The sequence below is a fragment of the Anaerococcus sp. NML200537 genome, assembly GCF_026131715.1.
GTDB classification, from domain to species: domain Bacteria; phylum Bacillota; class Clostridia; order Tissierellales; family Peptoniphilaceae; genus Anaerococcus; species Anaerococcus kampingae.
Window position 1 is genome coordinate 1 of record NZ_JAMXSL010000007.1, and the last position, 19,020, is coordinate 19,020.

Here is a 19,020-nt window from a genome sequence, read left to right on the forward strand (position 1 = left end):
GATTTCATTACCAACATAGTACTTGGACTAAAAAACTAGAAAAGATGAATATAAGGCAAAGTATGTCAAGAAAAGGGAATTGTCTAGACAATTCTCCAATGGAGAACTTCTTTGGAATATTGAAACAGGAAATGTATTATGGAGAAGATTTTAAAAGTTATGATCATTTAAGAAATGAGATTGAAAAATATATAAAATGGTACAATGAGGATAGGATTAAAACAAAATTAAACGGAATGTCCCCTGTTATGTACAGATTACATTCCGCTTAAAATATTATTAAATTATTCCGTGTTTACGGGTTCAGGTCAATGCCTTCTTTTTTTATGTTAATTAAGTTTGGTGCGGGATAGAAGATTTGAACTTCCACGACCTAAAATCGGTCACAAGATCCTTAGTCTTGCGCGTCTGCCAATTCCGCCAATCCCGCTTAGTATCACTATTAAATGATACTATGGTTTTTATCTTTTGTCAAATAATTTTTCCTAAGAAATCTTTAGCCCTGTCTGTCTTTGGATTTGCAAAGAAGTCTTTTGGATCCTTACTTTCTTCTACAATTTTTCCTGCATTCATAAAGATTAGCCTGTTTGATACTTCTCTTGCAAAGGCCATTTCGTGGGTTACTACAAGCATTGTCATGGCATCATTTGCAAGATCTGCCATTAGATTTAGGACTTCTCCTACCATTTCTGGATCGAGGGCGCTGGTTGGTTCATCAAAGAGCATGATTTTTGGATTCATCATGAGAGCTCTTATTATTGCTATCCTTTGCTTCTGACCACCTGAAAGCTCATCTGGATAGGAGTCTTTCTTATCTGATAGACCGATTCTTTCTAGGAGCTCTTTTGCCTTTAATTGGGCTTGCTCCTTATCTAGCTTGCCCCTTAGGACTGGAGCTAGGGTTAGGTTGTCTATTATTGTCAAGTGAGAGAAAAGGTTGAAATTTTGAAATACCATACCTATTTCTTCTCTAAGACTATTTATATTTATATCTTTTACATTTTCTCCTAAAAATAATATCTCGCCGCTATCTATCTCTTCTAGGAGGTTTAGGCTTCTTAAGAAGGTTGATTTTCCTGAGCCTGAAGGGCCAATTATTGATATTACATCACCCTTATTGACTTTTAAGTCTATTCCTTTTAGAACTTCGTTGTTTGCAAAGGACTTGTGGAGATTTTTAACTTCTAACATGTTTTACCTTCCTTTCCATGGCTTTGAAGGCTTGCTCTATTAGAATTACTATAATTAGATAGATTAGAGCTGCCGCAAGGTAAGGGACACTGGCCTTAAAGGTTTTGGATATTATTATTGATGCCCCACGAGTTAGGTCTGCTAGGCCTATGAATCCTGATATTGATGTCTCCTTTAGGAGGGTTATTACTTCATTGCCGAGGGCTGGGAGGGCATTTCTTAAGGCTTGGGGAAGGCTTATCTTAAAAAGTGCTTGGTTATATGATAAGCCAAGGCTTCTTGCTGCTTCTACTTCTCCTTTAGCCACTGAATTTAGTCCGCTTCTTATAACTTCAGACATATAAGCTGCTGAGTTTAAGGTGAAGGTTGCTATGGCAATGATTACCAGGTTATCAAGTCCTACTAGGATTACGTTAAACATAATTAGTAGTTGGATGGTTGATGGAGTCCCCCTTATTATTGTTATAAATAGGCCTGCTAGTTTATCAAGAAGATTAAGGGCAAAGCCTTTTGGATTGTCCCATTTTGGATTTAAGTCTAGCTTGGCTTTTTTTATTATAGCAAGGATTAGGCCTAGGATGAAGGATAATATCAGGGATACTATACTTACTAGAAGGGTTATTTTAAGCCCTTCTAGCAGGTAAACATATAGGTTATCATCTAAGAGATTTGTCTTAATTAAGTCAAACATCAGGGCCTACTTATATTTTTTGACGATTTCTTCGATTGTGCCATCGTCTTGTAGTTCTTTGATAGCTTTATTTATTATCTCTTTTGCTTCATCTTCTTCCTTACCAATAGCAAAGGCATAGTCTTCAGATTCGTAGTCAGCTTCCATGATTTCTAGGTCATCATTGGCAGCTAGGAATTTTTCTGCTGAAGTTTTGTCCATTAAGATTGCATCGACTTTTCCATTTTGAAGGGCAAGAACTGCATCAGGATATTTGGCAAAGGCGGATACTTTATCAAATTCTTCTTCAGCTATCTCATTTCCTACTGTACCAAGTTGGCTACCAATTGTTTTATCTTTTAGGTCATCTTTTGATTTGATTCCGCTATCTTTCTTTATTAAGAAAATTTGAGTGCTTGATGCGTAAGTATCTGTAAAGTCAACATTTTCAAGCCTTTTTGGATCTACTGTCATACCAGCAGCACCTATATCGGCCCTGCCTGAACCAATTGATGCTATGATGTTGTTAAAGTCCATATCTTTAATTTCTACGTCAACTTTCAATTTTTCGCCAATGGCCTTTACAATTTCTGGGTCGATACCAACAATATCTTCTCCATCATAAAATTCATATGGGGCAAAGTCCGCACTTGTTGCTACAGTTAATTTTCCATCTGCAAGGATACCTGGTAATTTATCTGCGCTTTCTGCTTCCTTAGCATCCTTAGTATTATTATTTGATCCACATCCTGTCATTAGTCCTGCTAATAGGACACCGATTAATAGTTTTTTCATTATAAATTCCTTTCTTTTTTGGGCATAAAAAAAGCTCCTCCCTATAGGGACGAGTTTACCGTGTTGCCACCCAATTTTTCTTATTTCTCACAAAATAAGACTTAATAAGTACTATCATACCTTATGCTGTAAGGGGCACACCCCTAAGGCCCTACTCTTAGTTCAGGTCTTAAGCTCAAAGACTCTCTTCATCTTACCCTTACCTGTCTTCTTCCACTGTACAAGACTCGCTAGAGGATTTATGTAAGATTACTCTTCCTATCATCGCTTGTTATGCTTTATTATATACCCTTTATTTTTCCTGTCAAGCTATTTAGATAAAGTATAGAAAAAATAATCATAAAGGATATAATAATTTTGAGGTATATATGATTAAAAAATGTTTTGCAAAAGTGAATCTAAGCCTTGATATTCTAAAGAAGAGAGCCGATGGCTATCATGATATAGATACAATCATGGCAAGGATTAGCTTATATGATAAGTTAGAAATTAAAAAGACAGGGACAAGTGAATTTGAGTACCAGTCTAATATAGATTTAGGTCATCTGACAGATAATTTGATCTACAAGGCTTACAAAAAATTAGCTCCTTTAGCTTATGAGAAGGGAGAAGACCTAGGAGTAGCTATCAAACTTAAGAAAAATATTCCCCTTGCAGCAGGCCTTGCGGGAGGGTCTACAGATTGTGCGGAAACCATTAAGGCCTTAAATGAGCTCTGGGACCTGGGTCTTTCAAAAAAAGAAATGGCTGAGCTTGGAAAAAGCCTAGGGGCTGATATTCCATTTTTCTTTGAAGAAAGCCTGGTAAGGGCTGAGGGAATTGGCGAGATAATAACACCTTTTACCAATAAAGTTAAGATGAAACTCCTCCTTATAAATGATGGGACAGAAATCGCATCATCTTATGTCTATAAGAGAACAAAAACCTATGGTCATATTGATAATGAGGCAATCATTTGTGGTTTAGAAAAGGGTAAGTCTGAGATAATCGATAGTTTTGAAAATGTGATGGAGGAAGTAGTCCTCAGAGATTTTCCTCACTTAAATACTATCAAAGAAAATATTTTGGCCAACGGAGCTTCTAGGGCCCTTGTTTCAGGTTCTGGAGCAACTGTATTTGGGATTTTCTTTGATGATGAGACTCTTGATAAGGCCTATGAGAATCTCAAAGATGTCTATGACTTTGTAGAAAAGGTGGACCTTATAGATGACTAATATAGGCGTGTTTGATTCAGGATTAGGCGGAATTGCTGTTTTAAATGAGCTAGCCAAGAAAAATGACGCCAATTTCTATTATCTAGGTGATAACCTAAGGGTCCCTTACGGCAATAGGCCAAAAGAAGAAATTAAAAAATTTGCTATAGAGCTTGTCACATTTTTAGAAAGATTTGATATAGACTTCTATATAATTGCTTGCAATACAATCTCAGTTACTTGCAAGGATTACCTTATAGAGCATTTCAAAAAGAAATTTATTGCCATTACAGATATGGCTGTTGAGGCAAGCCTTGAATATGAGGGAGATTACCTAGCCCTTGCCACCAAGGCCACAATATCAAGTCATTATATAAAAAATAAGATAGAGGCAAAAAAAGATGCCACAGTCTATGAAATGGCAGCTCTTAAGCTTGTAGATTTAATCGAAGAGGGATATCTTGAGGGACCTGACCTTGATGAGACACTTAGAGAATATTTATATCCTGCCAATGACAAGGCTCTTGAAAATATAATTCTAGGATGCACTCATTACCCGCTGATTAAAGACCAAATACAAAAAAATCTCACTTGCCAGGCAAATATCATAGATCCTGCAATTTATTTAGCAGATAAATTAGACCTAAGATCTGGCGAAAAAGGGGTAAATATATTTATGACAAAGAAATCAGCCAAGACAGAAAGACTGATTGACCAAATAATGGAAGTTGATTACAAATTAAATTACCTAGGAGATATCAAATGATTTATGCAATAATGGATATTGGTTCAAATACCGTAAGGCTATCAGTTTATAAGGAAAAAGATGGCGAAGCTATTAATCTATTTTCAGAAAAAGAGCAAGTTTCTCTAAAATCTTTCGTTAAAAAGGGCAGGCTTACAGAAAAGGGCATTTCAAGACTCTTACACACTTTAGGGAAATTTAAGGCAGTTGTGGATAATTTTGATGATATTGATGGTGTTTATCCTTTCGCCACAGCTACTGTAAGGGATGTGGCAAATAGGGCAGATGTCTTAAATCTGATCAAGGATAAGCTGGACCTAGATGTAGAAATACTTTCAGGCGAAGAAGAGGCTAAGCTTGCCTTTGTAGGTGCGGCTATTTCAACAGAAGTAGCAGAGGGTGTACTTACAGATATAGGTGGCGGTTCTTCAGAAATTGTCCTAATTGATCAAGGAAAGGTTATAAAATCAGTTTCCTTGTCAATTGGCTCTTTATCAGCCTTTAATGACTATGTCGATGGCTTATTTGCAGACAAATCTGATAAGAAAGAAATTGAAAAACGCATTGATCAGCTTCTTGAAGATAGCCTTATGTATGCAGAAGATCAAAAAATTCTTGCAGCAGTAGGTGGATCTGCTAGGGCTAGCTTAAAATTCTACAAGGAATATTATAAGCTTGATGATAGCGTTAGAAGCATGGATGCAAGCGAATTTAATAAGATGCTTAAGGAAATCTTAAAGGCAGATGACAGGTCTAAGCTAGATATGATTCTTGCTGTCAAACCTGATAGGGTTCACACTCTCTTGCCAGGAATGATAATTTTAAATAAAATTTGTAAATTTTTCTCAATCGATACAATAAATGTTAGCCAAACAGGTGTTAGGGAAGGGTATGTCTATAGCAAACTTTTAGGAAGGAAATAGCTATGACAGATATAAGCTTTACGCAAAATAGGGAGTTATCTTGGCTTGAATTTAACAAAAGAGTCATAGATGAAGCAAGGGATAAAAATGTGCCCCTACTTGAAAGGTTTAAGTTTTTATCCATATATGACAGTAACTTGGAAGAATTTTTTATGGTAAGGGTAGGATCTCTCACAGACCTATCTCACCTTAAAAAAGAACCTGTAGATGGCAAGTCAAAGATGACGGCCAGCCAGCAGATTGATGCGATTTTAGCAAAACTTGTACCAATGTATGAACAAAAGGATGATATCTACGAAGACCTTGTTTATGACTTGGCTGAAGAAGGGATAAAAATATCAAGAGTAAAAGATTTATCAGAAAGAGAGAAGAGTAGTTGTCAGATTTATTTTGATTCAAAAATCGAACCTATTCTTTCCTTTCAGATAATAGATAGGGTCCACCCAATGCCAAGACTCGCAAACTTAAGCCTTTCGGTAGTGTTTGATCTAGAAAAAAAGAAGGTCAAAAGTCAAAGTCCAAAGGAAACAGTCGGAATAATTTACGTACCTGATAGGCTAGATAGGTTTGTTAGAATATCTGAATCAAATTATGTTTTTATCGAAGATATAATCAAAGAATTTGGAAAAGAAGTCTTCGAAGGATACAAATGCCACAATTCCTATGTTATAAGCCTAACTCGCAATACCGATATAAGTTTTGATGATGATGATTACGATGTTGATATGGATTTTAGGTCCTATATGAAGGGAAAACTTAAAAAAAGAAAGAGGCTAGAACCAGTTAGGTTAGAGGTTGACAAGGACTTAAGTCTTCTGGATGTAGATTTTTTATGCAAAAGCTTCGCTTTAGACAAAAAATCAATCTTCACATCAAGAACACCTATGCAATTAGGCTTTATCTATGATTTTATAAGTGCCCTTCCAGAAGATTTTCAAAAAGAACATTCATTTGAAGAATTTAGCCCACAAGCATCAGCCATGGTTGATCCTCAAAGGCCAATGATAGAACAAATTCTAGAAAAGGACTTAATTTTATCATATCCTTATGAGTCAATGGATCCTATGATAAGACTTTTAGAAGAGGCAGCAGAAGATCCAAGCGTAGATTCCATAAAGATAACCTTATATAGGATAGCCAAGGATTCAAAGATTGCAGCAGCTCTAATAAAGGCAGCAGAGGCAGGCAAGGAAGTCATCGCCCTAATGGAATTAAGGGCAAGATTTGATGAGAACAATAATATCTTGTGGTCGTCAAGGCTAGAAGAGGCTGGTTGTAAGATTGTATATGGCTTTGACCACTACAAGTGCCATTCAAAAGTATGTCTAATAACCAGGTATGAAAATGAAGAAATATCCTTTATTTCACAAATAGCTACAGGAAATTACAACGAAAAAACAGCCAAACTCTACACAGATTTTTCCTTCATGACAAGTGATATGGTAATTGGCCAAGATTGCAAAGATCTTTTTGATAATATCCTGATTGGAAATCTCGAAGGTACTTATAAAAAGCTCTTGGTTGCCCCAAAATCAATGCAGGTAGGACTATATGATCTAATAGATGATCAGATAGATAAGGCCCAAAGGGGAGAAGAAGCCTATATAAGGTTAAAAATGAATTCCATTTCTGATAGGGTTTTAATTAATAGGCTGGCAAGGGCATCTCAAGCAGGAGTTAAAATAGAAATGATGGTAAGGGGCATAACTTGCATCCTGCCAGGAATTGAAGGTAAAACTGACAATCTTGAAATTTACCAAGTAGTGGGAAGGTTTCTAGAACATCATAGAATCTATCAATTTGGCAAGACTAATCCAAAAATTTATATATCATCAGCTGATTTTATGACAAGAAATATTAGAAATAGGATGGAAGTAGCTGTTCCAATAGAAGATTGTAGGATAAAGAAATATATATTAGACTTCACCAATCTAATGTTTTCTGATGATGTAAAGATGAGAAAAATGGATAGGTCAGGTTTTTATAAAAAGGTAGACAATATTAAAAATATTAATGCTCAAGAAGTTCTTATGATAAAATCCATTGAAGCTTCTAAAAATGTAAAAAATAAAAATCAATCAGACAATAATATAAATATCAATAAAAAGATTGATAAAAAATTGCAAGAGAAAAATATGAAAAACAGAAGCTTTTTAAGCTATATCGTATCAATTTTTAAGAAATAGTCAAAATAAAACTAAAAAATGTAAAAATCCGACAAATAAGTCGGATTTTTCTTATAAAACATCAAAAAATCCACATTTTGCCCTAGGTTTTTTTTCCAAAAGATGTTATAATGAATATAGCAAATGGTAAAACAGCGCTAAAGCTATGAATTGAAATATATTTATAATTATGCAAAATTTTACTTATCCAAAAGACTCACAAAAATATTGAAATAAATAGAGGATTGAAAATGTCAAACAAAGGAATAAGAGAGCTTAAGAGACGCAAAAGACGCGAAGCAAGAAAGAAAAGAAAAAGGGCGATTTTGCTTGGGGTAGGTGCACTACTTACAATCACCACCATCAAATTTGCCATACCTGAAAAAGATACCTACCAAATCAAAAGGCCAAGTGAATACAGAATGGCTTCAGGTGATCTTGTTAGAGCAACTAACGAAGATAAGAAAAAGCAAGAACGTGATGTTCATGTAGCCACAGAGATTGGTTTTAAAGATACAGATATAGCAGATGAGCTAAAAATAGAAGATAGCTCATACCAAGATCAATTAATTGAATATGTCAAATGCATGCAAACCCAATATGCCTACCAATTTCCTAATGATTATTCAAAAACAGATAAGTTCATTAAGGAAGGCGCATATTTAGGTTTTTATGGCTGTGAAAATGGCTTTGCCAAAGTAAAGATAGATGATACCTATTATTATGTAAATAAATATGGACTTGCAAGGCTAGACAAAAATGAACAGATAAAGGTTGTAAATGGCTTAGCCTATGTAAGTGAAGCCTACCCACTATCAGCTAATTTTGATCCAGGGGTAGATAAGACAGCCAGACGTGCTTTTGAGACAATGCGTCAAGATATGGCAAGGGAAAACCTAGACCTAAGGATAGCATCTGATTATAGAGGCTATGATCTTGAGCAAAAAATGTTTGAAGCAGGTGAGGTAGATGCCTCAAAACCTGGCACAAGTGAGCACCAACTAGGTGTGGCCTTTGATTTTTTTACCGAAGGCAGCAAATATAACGATAAATTTGAAGCGACAGCTCAATACAAGTGGTTAGCAGATAATGCCTATAAATACGGCTTTATCGAAAGATATCCAAAGGGCAAAGAAAACATAACTCACCACAAGGCCCAACCATGGCACTTTAGATTTGTGGGTGTTGAAAATGCCAAAGAGATCTATGATAACAAGCTAACCCTTGAAGAATTCTTAAAAATTAACTAGGAGGAAATATGAAAGCAATCAATACAGAGAAAGCACCAGCAGCAGTAGGAGCATACGTACAAGCAATAGCAACAGATAATTTAATATTCACATCAGGCCAACTCCCATTAGATCCAGCAACAGGAGAACTTGAAAGTGATATCAAAAAGGCTACAAAAAGAGCTCTAGAAAATATCAAAGCTATAGTAGAAGAAGCAGGTTCATCAGTTGATAAAATAATAAAATGCAATGTATTTTTAGATAAAATCGAAGACTTCGCAGCATTTAATGAAGTATACGAAGAATTCTTCGGTGACCACAAACCAGCAAGATCTGCCCTAGAAGTAGCAAACATACCAAAAGGAGCAGTAATAGAAATCGAAGCTATAGCCTTGTCCTAACGAACATGTAGTTTGAGTTATGGAAATCCTTATGTGGAGGTTCGAACTTGTCTTTATTTTTTGAAAAAAATAAGCAGAAAGTTCAGCCGATACTATAGCCTTGTCCTAACGAGAACGAAGTTCGAGTTATGGAAATACTTATGCAGAGGTATGAACTTGTCCTCTTTTTCTGAAAGAAAATGAGCAGAAAGTTCCACCGATGCTATAGCCTTGTCCTAATTTGTCCTGAAGGAAAATTATGGAAAGACTTATGTGGAGGCTTGAACTTATCTTTATTTTCTGAAATAAAATAAATAGAAAGTTCTGCCGATACTATAGCCTTGTCCTAACGAACACGAAGTGTGAGTTATGGAAAGACTTATGTGGAGGCTTGAACTTGTCTTTATTTTTTGAAAAAAAATAAGCAGAAAGTTCAGCCGATACAAAAGCTTCAATTAAAAAAGGTTTTGGCAAAAACAGGTTAGTTACGCCCAATTTTGAGTGAATTTTCATAGAATTTGTGGATACATTTCAATAATTTTGTCAAAGCAATTTGAGTTCAAAAAATGCTTATAAAATGAGATTTTTAGCTTTTTTGATAATAAAATCATTTGATGATTTATTTTATGAGTCATCAAATAAATTGTTTAAAAATTCTCATTATATAAAACTAAATCTAATAAAAAACAAAGTTGACCCAGCAGGGTCATTTTGTTTTTGTGGAAATTGAAAATAAAGTTAGAGGAGATAGAGATGGACCAGGATTGTGGATTTAGAAAAGGTAATAAGCGGTTTAGGTATAGGGCTGCTGCCATTATAGTCGAAGATGATTGCGTTTTGTTTGCGGGAAATGAAGCTAATGACTATTATTACTCCATAGGTGGAGGAGTCCATCATGGAGAAAGTTCTGAAGAAGCTGTAAAAAGAGAAGTATTCGAAGAAACAGGAATCGATTATGAGGTGGATTATCTGGCTATAATTCATGAGAATTTCTTTGTAGGAAGTTCTACTTTAGAAGGCGCCCTTTGCCATGAGATTTGCTTTTATTACATGATGAAGCCTAAGGGCAATAAGAATCTTAAGAGTAATAGCTACACCATGGAGGGACTTAAAGAATCCATGCACTGGATTCCTATTGATGAACTTGATAACTATAAGGCATATCCGTCTTTTATGAAAGAATATCTTAAGTCAGATCATTGCGGCCTAGAACATATAATTACAGATGAAAGATCCTAAGATTTTTTGCTAGTTTCTTAAGATATCCTCTTTATTTAGTAAAAATTTTCATTAATAAAAAAATTGATCAACTAAAAACTTATTTATAAGGAAAGTTTCGATTTTCATTGACAAAAAAATCATTTTATACTAACATAGGTATAGACAAGGGAGTTCTTTAAAGATCTGAGAGGAAGTTAATCTTCGACCTTAGCTGATTTGGATAATGCCAACGTAGCTAGTCGCAATCTTTTTTATGAGTTAATTCTTATCATGAATTTTTTTGAAACAGTCTTTGTGCTGTTTCTTTTTTTATTTCACTTTTATCTTTGATTAAACTTTCTTGTGAAGATCGTTTAGCGGTAGATCGGGCAGACCACTTTCTATCGCTTAAGAAAAGATGCTTACAAATAAAGGTTGTAATTTAAAAAGAGATGAGCATTTACCACTTTAAATAATGCAGTGGAGGCGCTGGAATCTAAGTTTTTAGTTGACTTAGGTTTTTATAGGCTAAGTGGAGGATATAATTGTAGCAAGAATTTATCGCTATTTTTAATACCTTGCACCAAATTTCAAAGATATAGGAGGAGAATTTGTTGAGTCTATAGAAAAAATTAGCCAATATATAAAAATTAGACCCAAACTCCTCAAAAGGAGAGTAAAATGAAAGAAAAAAACAAAACTTATATCATGATAACTTTATCCATGTTTGTAACAATTGGAGTAGTAATTTCACCCATCCTCAGATTTGAAGGCTTTGCGCCAACGGTTCACTTTGTAAATATAGTTTGTTCAGTCTTTATGGGACCTTGGTATAGCCTTGCAAATGCAATCCTCACTGCCTTTATCAGGATGACTTTTTTAAGTATTCCACCACTTGCAGTGACTGGCCAAGTATTTGGGGCTGTCCTTTCTGGAATTTTATATAGAAAGACCAAGGGCTCAATAATAGCAGCAGTCATAGGTGAAATAATAGGAACAGGAATAATCGGGGCAATAATATCAGCACCTGTAATGACCCTATTTTTGGGAAATAAAAACATTGCCCTATTCTACTATATACCAAGCTTTTTTATAGCAACTCTCTTAGGAGGATCAGTAGCTTTTATTTTCCTAAAGACCCTCCAAGGTTCAAATATGCTGATAAAGATACAAAATTCTTTAGGAATCCAAGCTTATGAAAAATCTAAAAGACCTAGTAAAAATTAGGGCAGAGATAAGAAAAAAAGAACCCCTAATCCATGCCATTACCAATCCCATAGCCATAAATATGGTTGCAAATTCAATCTTATTTGTGGGTGCTAAGCCAATTTGCGCTGAGCATCCACAAGAGATGGAAGATATAACCCCAAAGGCAGATGCCCTATCAATAAATCTGGGCAATATCAACCAGCAAAGAATGGAAGCCATGGATAGGGCATCTTTTTTTGCAAGTAAGAAGGGTCTACCTATAGTAATAGACCTGGTAGGAATTGGGGCGAGCAAGTTAAGACTTAACTTTGCTAAAAATTTATTTGATAAATATAAATTTTCTTTACTCAAGGGTAATGCCTCAGAAATTATAGCCCTAGCTAAGGGAGCTTCTTCTGCCAAGGGAGTCGATGTTGGTAAAGATGATGAGGATAAGAGCCTAGAATATTTGATAAAAACTTGCCAAGCCTTAAGTAAGAAATACCAGGCGGCAGTTCTTCTTACTGGTAAGATTGATATTTTGGTAAAAGATAATAAGTATTACCTAATAGAAAATGGTTGTCCAGAACTATCTAATATAACTGCAACAGGCTGCATGCTTACAGGCTTAATTTCAGCCTTTATAGCGGTGACCGATGTCATAAATGCAAGCCTACTTGCCATGCTAATTATGGAAATCGGTGCAGAAATGTCGGATAAAGATAAGCCTTACAGCTTTTTTGTAGATCTTATGGATAAGATTGGGACAATAAGTGATGAAATTATAATTGATCATGCAAAAATCAAGGAGGGAGAAATTTGAAAAAATTATATCTGGTGACAAATTCTGATAAATACACAGAAGAAGAATTTCTTAGAAGAATAGAGGAGGCACTTAGGGGAGGAGTGGATATCCTCCAACTTAGGGAAAAGGAAAAAACTGATGGGGAAATACTTGACCTTGGCAAAAAGGTCAAGGCCCTTTGTGATAAGTATAAGGTCCCTATGCTAATAGATGATAAGCCACATTTAGCCTGGGCCCTGGCTTGTGGGGTCCATGTTGGAGAAGATGATATGCCAGTTGGCCTTTGCAGGAAGCTTTTAGGGCCTGATGCCCTAATAGGAGCAACAGCCAAGTCGGTAGAAAAGGCCAAAGAGGCAGAGGAAGCTGGTGCTGATTATTTGGGAGTGGGGGCGATTTTTGAAACCAAAACCCATGTCAAAACCAGAAGGACCTCTGTAGAAACTCTAAAAGAAATCAAGGAAAAAGTAGCTATAGATGTCTATGCTATAGGCGGCCTTAATTTTGATAATGTAGATGTCTTAGAAGGATCTGCTGTCGATGGTATTTGTGTCGTAAGGGCTATAATGGATGCAGAAAATGTTTACGAAGAGACAAAGAAATTAAAGGGAAAAATAGAAGAAATTTTATAATAAGAACCCCAGGGCCAATCATTTTTAAGGATAGACCTGGGGTTTTGTTAATAAGAAAATATATTAGATTTCTGTATTTTTGATATCTTCAGCTATAACCTTAGCAAGTTCTTTAAGTTCTGCTATTTGTGGTTCTTTTACTGCTGAATTTATTTTTACATCTTCGCCGATGTATTTACATTTAGCCGGCTCTAAGATTTCTTTTGAAATCTCAAGGGATTTTCCGCCCCATGACCAGTTGTTTAAGAAAGAAACTGTTCTATTTTTATAGCCTGTACCTACAAGCTCTCTTAGGAAGGCATCCATTTTGTAATAAAGACCAGCATTGTAGTTGATTGGTGCAAATACTTGGTGGCTGAATCTATGGCAATCTGCTATTGGATATGATGGGTCCCAATCACTTACATCATATAAAACTATGTCTTCTACACCAAGCTTAGCTAGCTCTGCGGCAAGGATATCACTTGCTTGTTCTGTATCTCCATACATTGATGAGAATACTATAGCAACACCCTTATCTTCTGGAATAAATCCTGCCCAACGGCTGTATTTTTCAAGGATAAATTCGATTGATTCTTTATCCTTATAAACAGGTCCGTGTAGTGGTAGGATAGTGTTGATTGGAAGTCCTTCTACCTTTTTAAATAGGTTTTGAACCATCTTGCCTTGTTTACCAACTATATTTATATAGTAACGTCTAGCTTGTTCTAGCCAGTCACCCTTGTGGATAACCTTGCTAGCTTCGATATTACCAGCTATAGCATTGAAAGCACCAAAGGCATCTGCTGAGAAGAAGAGTCCTTCGTTTGTTTCATAGGTCATAAATACTTCTGGCCAGTGAACCATTGGAGCAAATACAAATTTAAGATTTCTCTTACCAATATTTAGCTCATCGCCATCTTTGATTTCATAATACCTATCTTTGAAATTATCATTATAGAATTGTTCGTATAATTTAAATGTTTTTGCATTACCAACAAATTTACAATTTGGGTATTCCTTTAGGACAAAGTCTATGTTTCTGCAGTGATCAGGTTCCATGTGGCTTATAACTATATAATCAAGATCTTCACCATCAAGAGCAGCCTTGATGTTTTCTAGATATTGTCTAGTAAAGGCTCCCTCAACAGAATCCATTAGAACATTTTTCTCATCCTTGATTACAAAAGAGTTATATGAAACTCCATTTGGAACTTCAAACATATTCTCAAATCTTGCAATTCTGCGGTCATTTACTCCGACCCAGAATATATTATCAAGTACCTCTATTATATTGTACATACGCACTCCTTTATTATTATTTCAACTTAACTATACCTGTTTTTTGAGAAATAGAAACATTTTCTTGACAATAAATAAACAATTGCAAATAATTATCATTTTTATGTTTGGATTGATAAAATATGGGTATCATTTTATTAGGATATAAAAGTTATAACACTTTATACAATATAATTTATCTAATGAAAATAAAAGGAGAGTATATGTCATTTAATTTACCAAGAGATTTAGAAGAATTTAGAAAAGTCGTTAGGGCTTTTGCTGAGGAAAAGGTTAAACCTATAGCCTTTCACTTAGACCAGACTAAAGAATTCCCTGCAGAAATTGTAAAGGAAATGGGTCAAATGGGCCTTATGGGAATACCTTTCGATGAAAAATACGGTGGAGCAGGCTTAACTAACGAACACTATTCTATAGCAGTCGAAGAACTATCAAGAGTAGATGGTGGCGTAGGTGTAATTTGTTCAGCTCATACCTCACTAGGTACATGGGGAATCAATGAATTTGGTACTGAAGAACAAAAAGAAAAATATCTAAGACCTCTTGTAGATGGAACTTATATCGGTGGTTTCGGTCTTACAGAAGACAATGCTGGTTCAGACTCAGCAGGAACAGAAACAACTGCAGTAGATAAGGGAGATTACTACCTATTAAATGGTAAGAAAATCTTTATAACAAACGCACCAGAAGCCCAAACCTATCTAGTAACAGCAGTTACAGAACCAGGCAAGGGTAATCACGGTATATCAATGTTTATAGTTGATAAGGACTTTGAAGGTTTTACCTTCTCAGAACCATACGACAAACTAGGTATTAGATCATCAATTACAGCTGAGCTTCACTTTAAAGATGTAAAAGTTCCAAAAGAAAACCTACTTGGTGAACTAAACAAGGGCTTTAAATACGCAATGATGATCCTTGATGGTGGTAGAATTGGTATAGCAAGTCAAGCCCTAGGTATAGCTCAAGGTGCTTATGAATCAGCTCTAGAATACTCAATGAATAGAATTCAATTTGGTAAGGCAGTAGGTCATTTCCAATACAACTCTTTCACCCTAGCACAAATGGCTACAGAGCTTAAGGCAGCTAGACTATTAGTTTATGATGCAGCTAAGAAGAAAGATGCTCACGTAAAAGGCTACGGTAAGGATGCTGCAATGGCTAAACTTTACGCATCAGACCTTGCTGAAAAACTTACATCTAAAGCCCTACAACTATATGGTGGTTCAGGCTTCATCAAGGGTGTAGATGTAGAAAGACACTACAGAGACGCTAAGATTACTCAAATTTATGAAGGAACAAATGAAATCATGAAACTTGTAATCTCAGGCTATATCCTTCCAAAAGATAAGACAGCTAAAAAGGTTGAAAAACCAGTAGCTCAAGAAGCAGAAAAGAAACAAGAAATCTTCACAGGAGATCCAAAAGAAGCAGCTAAGAAATTAGTAGCAGCTCTTGTAGCTGATGGTTATAAACTAAAGGCCGAACCAGTAGACCTAGAAGGCTCAGTTGAAGAAGCTGACAGGGTAGTAGCTATAGGTATGGGTATTGGTGAAGAAGGCAACGTAGAAATTGCTAAGAAGCTTGCAAATCTAACAGGTTCAGTACTAAGCGGATCAAGACCAATAGCAGAAGTTAAAAAATATATACCACTTAGACAATATATCGGACTTTCTGGTAGGAAATTTAAGGGAGACCTATATATAGGAATTGGTATATCTGGAGCAATGCAACACTTAAAGGGAGTAGAAGAAGCTAAAACTGTTGTAGTAATAAACAATGATGAATCAGCTAAGTTCTTCAAACACGCTAAATACGGTATAGTTGGTGACTTCCACAAGGTTGTTCCTGCCCTAATCGAAGAAATAGAAAAACTATAAAAATTTTAAGATGGGCCCTCCGGGGTCCTCTTTTTTTATCCATAAGGGGTAAAATAAGATTAGGTGATAAAATGAAAAGAAAAATAAAAATTACGGCTAAAAATTTCCCACTAGCTTTTGGAAATGTAAAAGCCAATCTTAAAAAAATAAAAGAAATAATTAAGAATTGTGAAGAAGAGAAAGTAAATATTCTATGTTTGCCAGAGCTTTGCCTAACAGGGGCAAGCCTTTACGACTCATATTTAGAAGGCGACCTTCTAGAGGCGGCTGAAAATGGCCTAAGGGACTTAGTAGAATTTAGTAAGAACTTTGATTTGGCCTTTACTATAGGTCTACCAATTAAGACAAAATTTGGTATTTACAATGCGGTAGCCCTAATTAAGGGTGGAGACCTACTTGGACTTGTGACTAAGTCTGAACCTAAAAATTATGAAAAATCCATATTTTCTGATAAGCCAGAGGGAACATTTAGGGCTTTTGACTACGAACTAGATTACGAACCTTTTGTAAATTTCATATCAGGCCTTAAAATAGGAATATCTGTAGGTGAAGATGACTTTGCATCCTACCCAAAAGCCTTTGACCTTAAAAAAATGGGAGCTGATATTATTCTGAATCCATCAGCTTTTACTAGAACAATTGGCTCTGATGATGATCTTAGAAAGGATATAGAGTATTTATCAAAAGACCTTATCTATGTTAACGCCTCAGCAGGCCCTGGTGAGTCTTCAACAGACTTTGTCTATAGTGGATCAAAAATTCTAGCCAAAGACGGTGAAATTTTAGAGGGGGATACAGGAATATTTCTAATGGACATCCAGGAAATAGAATATGAGCCAAACTTCCATAATTTTACAGAAGAGAAGGTAGATGTAGAAAAATTTCCATACCTACCTAAGGAAGAATTTTCTTATGAATTTATGAAGGAAACCCTAGAAATAGGTGCCCTTGGCCTAATAAAAAGACTTGAGGCAATAGGTGCTGATAGGGTATTTCTAGGCCTATCAGGCGGCCTTGATTCGACTATGACCCTCCTTATCATAAATAAGGCCTATGACCTAATGGGTCTTGATAAGGATAAAATAGGCATTTACACCATGCCAGCCTTTGGCACAAGTGATAGGACCAAGTCAAATGCCTATAAGCTTGCAAAAAGCCTAGGACTTGACCTAAAAGAAATAAATATTAGCAAGTCTGTAAGTGCGCACCTTGCTGACATTGGTCACGATGGGATAACAGCAGACACAGCCTATGAAAATGCCCAGGCCAGGATGCGTACCCAAGTCCTCTTTAACCTAGCCAATATGTATGGTGGAATCGTAATAGGAACTGGAGACTTATCCGAGTGCATGCAGGGCTTTGCCACCTACAATGGCGACCACATGTCAAATTATTCCTTAAATGCTACCCTAATGAAAACTGAGCTTAGGTATATAATTAAATCCTATGCCCACTTTACAGATAATAAGGACCTAGCAGAAGTCCTAACTGATATTTTAGAAACTCCAGTATCTCCAGAGCTTAAGAGCGAGGATAAGGGAGAAATAAGCCAAAAAACTGAAGAAATCATAGGGCCTTACGAGCTAATAGATTTCTTTATTTACCAACACTTGACCTACCATAAAAAGGCTAAGGAAATCCTAGCTGATGCAATAATTGCTTTTGCTGATAAATATGATGAAAAAACTATAAAAAAATGGTTGATATCATATTTTAAACGCTTTACAGCAAGCCAATTTAAAAGGTCATGTGCAGTAGATGGGCCAAATATCACAGGCAGGTCCTTTTCACCAAGAGCAGGCTTCAGGATAGCCTCAGATATGTCAGCTAAGATGTATTTGGAGGATTTAGCAGATGAAAACTAAAAATAAGGTAATTTTGGCAAGCCTTGCACTAGCGGCAGGGCTTGGCCTAAAATACAACCACGACCAGTGCTTTGTAGCCAGGGAAAAGACAGAAACTTTCTACTCTGATAAGGTCGAATCAGATATAAAAATAACCCATATAAGTGACTTCCACTCAAATGTCCTAGTGAATCTAGAGGAAGTTCTAGGAAATATAAAAAAATTTGACCCAGACTTAATATTTTTAACCGGGGATATGATAGATTATCCTACAGATTCTAAAATAGAAAGGACCATGTATTTTATCAACAAGCTAGATGAGCTTGGCATAAAAACATACTTTGTAAGCGGCAACCACGAAGAAGCAAGCCAAGATTCAGAAAAATTCTATGCCCAGATCCAGGATTTAGGCATAAGATTTATGCAAAATGAGGGAGAAAAGATTAAAATAAGAGATAATGACCTATATATTTATGGGACAAGTTATTTTGGGGCAAATCTTGCAGCCTTTGATCCAAGTGAAAATTCCTTAAACCTAGTCTTATCTCATTTTTCAAAGAAAATCAGGGATAAGTATGACCCAAGAATTGATTTTATATTTTCAGGTCACACCCACGGAGGCCAGGTAAGAGCACCTTTTATAGGAGCACTAGTTGCGCCAGGTGAGGGTTATTTTCCAAAATACGATAGGGGAGAATTCAAATACGGCTCATCCACAATCTATATAGAAAGTGGCCTAGGCAACACCTTCTTGCCACTGAGGTTTCTAAACCCAATCTCCTACACAAACATCACAATCAAGCGTCCTTAGTTTAATGGCAAAATAGGGGTGTCCGAAGCCCAAGATCAGGGTTCGATTCCCTGAGGGCGTGCCAAAGAAAAAGAACTGCACAAAATGACCG

18 protein-coding genes, 2 tRNA genes, 1 riboswitch and 1 other annotated feature are annotated in these 19,020 nt (G+C 35.9%); of the genes, 15 read left to right on the forward strand and 5 right to left on the reverse strand.

What is annotated here, in order from left to right; genetic code table 11:
• Positions 1-272, forward strand: a 272-nt coding sequence (locus tag NH288_RS02950; protein WP_265212948.1) for an IS3 family transposase, incomplete at its 5' end; no start/stop codon positions are given.
• A 68-nt stretch (positions 273-340) separates the two neighbouring features.
• Here the strand turns inward: NH288_RS02950 and NH288_RS02955 are convergent.
• The 4 genes from NH288_RS02955 to NH288_RS02970 form a co-directional block, all read right to left on the reverse strand.
• A tRNA-Leu gene (locus NH288_RS02955) sits at positions 341-430 on the reverse strand.
• A gap of 41 nt (positions 431-471) precedes the next feature.
• Positions 472-1,191, reverse strand: coding sequence for an amino acid ABC transporter ATP-binding protein (locus tag NH288_RS02960; RefSeq protein WP_265212949.1), 720 nt, complete (start codon positions 1,189-1,191; stop codon positions 472-474).
• Positions 1,178-1,882: an amino acid ABC transporter permease gene (locus tag NH288_RS02965; protein ID WP_265212951.1), complete on the reverse strand. Its 705-nt coding sequence runs from the start codon at positions 1,880-1,882 to the stop codon at positions 1,178-1,180. The genes NH288_RS02960 and NH288_RS02965 overlap by 14 nt, the downstream gene beginning before the upstream one ends.
• Before the next feature lie 6 nt (positions 1,883-1,888).
• Positions 1,889-2,656: a transporter substrate-binding domain-containing protein gene (locus NH288_RS02970; protein WP_265212953.1), complete on the reverse strand. Its 768-nt coding sequence runs from the start codon at positions 2,654-2,656 to the stop codon at positions 1,889-1,891.
• Positions 2,657-2,698: 42 nt separating this feature from the next.
• Positions 2,699-2,930, reverse strand: a binding site (T-box leader).
• Positions 2,931-3,024: 94 nt separating this feature from the next.
• Between NH288_RS02970 and ispE the strand changes: the two genes are divergently transcribed.
• The 10 genes from ispE to thiE all read left to right on the forward strand — a co-directional run bounded on the left by ispE (position 3,025) and on the right by thiE (position 13,113).
• Positions 3,025-3,870: a 4-(cytidine 5'-diphospho)-2-C-methyl-D-erythritol kinase gene (gene ispE / locus NH288_RS02975; protein WP_265212955.1), complete on the forward strand. Its 846-nt coding sequence runs from the start codon at positions 3,025-3,027 to the stop codon at positions 3,868-3,870.
• Positions 3,863-4,615 carry a glutamate racemase gene (gene murI, locus NH288_RS02980; RefSeq protein ID WP_106459883.1) on the forward strand — a complete coding sequence of 251 codons (753 nt, stop codon included), beginning with the start codon at positions 3,863-3,865 and terminating at the stop codon, positions 4,613-4,615. The genes ispE and murI overlap by 8 nt, the downstream gene beginning before the upstream one ends.
• Positions 4,612-5,517 (forward strand): exopolyphosphatase, encoded by a 906-nt coding sequence (locus tag NH288_RS02985; RefSeq protein ID WP_106459884.1) that lies wholly within the window; start codon positions 4,612-4,614, stop codon positions 5,515-5,517. Before murI ends, NH288_RS02985 begins: the two co-directional genes overlap by 4 nt.
• 2 nt (positions 5,518-5,519) lie before the next feature.
• Positions 5,520-7,703, forward strand: a complete 2,184-nt coding sequence (gene ppk1, locus NH288_RS02990; protein WP_265212958.1) for a polyphosphate kinase 1 — start codon at positions 5,520-5,522, stop codon at positions 7,701-7,703.
• A 230-nt stretch (positions 7,704-7,933) separates the two neighbouring features.
• Entirely contained in the window at positions 7,934-8,932 is a 999-nt protein-coding gene (locus NH288_RS02995; RefSeq protein ID WP_265212960.1) for a M15 family metallopeptidase, read from the forward strand.
• An 8-nt stretch (positions 8,933-8,940) separates the two neighbouring features.
• Entirely contained in the window at positions 8,941-9,312 is a 372-nt protein-coding gene (locus NH288_RS03000) for a RidA family protein (protein ID WP_106459887.1), read from the forward strand.
• Positions 9,313-10,044: 732 nt separating this feature from the next.
• Entirely contained in the window at positions 10,045-10,530 is a 486-nt protein-coding gene (locus NH288_RS03005; protein WP_265212964.1) for an NUDIX hydrolase, read from the forward strand.
• A 136-nt stretch (positions 10,531-10,666) separates the two neighbouring features.
• A riboswitch (TPP riboswitch) is annotated at positions 10,667-10,767 on the forward strand.
• 405 nt (positions 10,768-11,172) lie between these two features.
• Complete coding sequence (thiW, locus tag NH288_RS03010; RefSeq protein WP_265212965.1) at positions 11,173-11,718, forward strand: energy coupling factor transporter S component ThiW; 546 nt, start codon at positions 11,173-11,175, stop codon at positions 11,716-11,718.
• Complete coding sequence (gene thiM, locus NH288_RS03015; RefSeq protein WP_106459890.1) at positions 11,687-12,502, forward strand: hydroxyethylthiazole kinase; 816 nt, start codon at positions 11,687-11,689, stop codon at positions 12,500-12,502. Before thiW ends, thiM begins: the two co-directional genes overlap by 32 nt.
• On the forward strand, positions 12,499-13,113 hold the full coding sequence (gene thiE, locus NH288_RS03020; protein ID WP_265212969.1) for a thiamine phosphate synthase: 615 nt from the start codon (positions 12,499-12,501) through the stop codon (positions 13,111-13,113). The genes thiM and thiE overlap by 4 nt, the downstream gene beginning before the upstream one ends.
• Positions 13,114-13,176: 63 nt before the next feature.
• On the opposite strand, the gene NH288_RS03025 is transcribed toward thiE, so the two are convergent.
• Positions 13,177-14,394, reverse strand: a complete 1,218-nt coding sequence (locus tag NH288_RS03025; protein WP_265212971.1) for an FprA family A-type flavoprotein — start codon at positions 14,392-14,394, stop codon at positions 13,177-13,179.
• A gap of 203 nt (positions 14,395-14,597) precedes the next feature.
• Between NH288_RS03025 and NH288_RS03030 the strand changes: the two genes are divergently transcribed.
• The 4 genes from NH288_RS03030 (at position 14,598) to NH288_RS03045 (ending at position 18,993) form a co-directional block, all read left to right on the forward strand.
• Positions 14,598-16,274: an acyl-CoA dehydrogenase family protein gene (locus NH288_RS03030; protein WP_265212972.1), complete on the forward strand. Its 1,677-nt coding sequence runs from the start codon at positions 14,598-14,600 to the stop codon at positions 16,272-16,274.
• Positions 16,275-16,345: 71 nt separating this feature from the next.
• The gene (gene nadE / locus NH288_RS03035) at positions 16,346-18,139 is read left to right on the forward strand and encodes an NAD(+) synthase (protein ID WP_265212973.1); all 1,794 of its coding nucleotides are present in this window, start codon (positions 16,346-16,348) and stop codon (positions 18,137-18,139) included.
• Entirely contained in the window at positions 18,129-18,929 is an 801-nt protein-coding gene (locus tag NH288_RS03040) for a metallophosphoesterase (protein WP_265212975.1), read from the forward strand. Before nadE ends, NH288_RS03040 begins: the two co-directional genes overlap by 11 nt.
• A tRNA-Arg gene (locus NH288_RS03045) sits at positions 18,920-18,993 on the forward strand. The genes NH288_RS03040 and NH288_RS03045 overlap by 10 nt, the downstream gene beginning before the upstream one ends.
• The last annotated feature ends 27 nt before the right edge of the window (positions 18,994-19,020 follow it).

Excerpts from the sequence above, each read along its gene's own strand:
- NH288_RS02985 (WP_106459884.1), top strand. The coding sequence starts at position 4,612 with ATGATTTATGCAATAATGGATATTGGTTCAAATACCGTAAGGCTATCA.
- ispE (WP_265212955.1), top strand. The coding sequence starts at position 3,025 with ATGATTAAAAAATGTTTTGCAAAAGTGAATCTAAGCCTTGATATTCTA.
- NH288_RS03030 (WP_265212972.1), top strand. The coding sequence starts at position 14,598 with ATGTCATTTAATTTACCAAGAGATTTAGAAGAATTTAGAAAAGTCGTT.
- NH288_RS03005 (WP_265212964.1), top strand. The coding sequence starts at position 10,045 with ATGGACCAGGATTGTGGATTTAGAAAAGGTAATAAGCGGTTTAGGTAT.
- NH288_RS03000 (WP_106459887.1), top strand. The coding sequence starts at position 8,941 with ATGAAAGCAATCAATACAGAGAAAGCACCAGCAGCAGTAGGAGCATAC.
- thiM (WP_106459890.1), top strand. The coding sequence starts at position 11,687 with ATGAAAAATCTAAAAGACCTAGTAAAAATTAGGGCAGAGATAAGAAAA.
- nadE (WP_265212973.1), top strand. The coding sequence starts at position 16,346 with ATGAAAAGAAAAATAAAAATTACGGCTAAAAATTTCCCACTAGCTTTT.
- ppk1 (WP_265212958.1), top strand. The coding sequence starts at position 5,520 with ATGACAGATATAAGCTTTACGCAAAATAGGGAGTTATCTTGGCTTGAA.
- NH288_RS03040 (WP_265212975.1), top strand. The coding sequence starts at position 18,129 with ATGAAAACTAAAAATAAGGTAATTTTGGCAAGCCTTGCACTAGCGGCA.
- thiW (WP_265212965.1), top strand. The coding sequence starts at position 11,173 with ATGAAAGAAAAAAACAAAACTTATATCATGATAACTTTATCCATGTTT.
- NH288_RS02960 (WP_265212949.1), bottom strand. The coding sequence starts at position 1,191 with ATGTTAGAAGTTAAAAATCTCCACAAGTCCTTTGCAAACAACGAAGTT.
- murI (WP_106459883.1), top strand. The coding sequence starts at position 3,863 with ATGACTAATATAGGCGTGTTTGATTCAGGATTAGGCGGAATTGCTGTT.
- NH288_RS02965 (WP_265212951.1), bottom strand. The coding sequence starts at position 1,882 with ATGTTTGACTTAATTAAGACAAATCTCTTAGATGATAACCTATATGTT.
- NH288_RS02995 (WP_265212960.1), top strand. The coding sequence starts at position 7,934 with ATGTCAAACAAAGGAATAAGAGAGCTTAAGAGACGCAAAAGACGCGAA.
- NH288_RS02970 (WP_265212953.1), bottom strand. The coding sequence starts at position 2,656 with ATGAAAAAACTATTAATCGGTGTCCTATTAGCAGGACTAATGACAGGA.
- NH288_RS03025 (WP_265212971.1), bottom strand. The coding sequence starts at position 14,394 with ATGTACAATATAATAGAGGTACTTGATAATATATTCTGGGTCGGAGTA.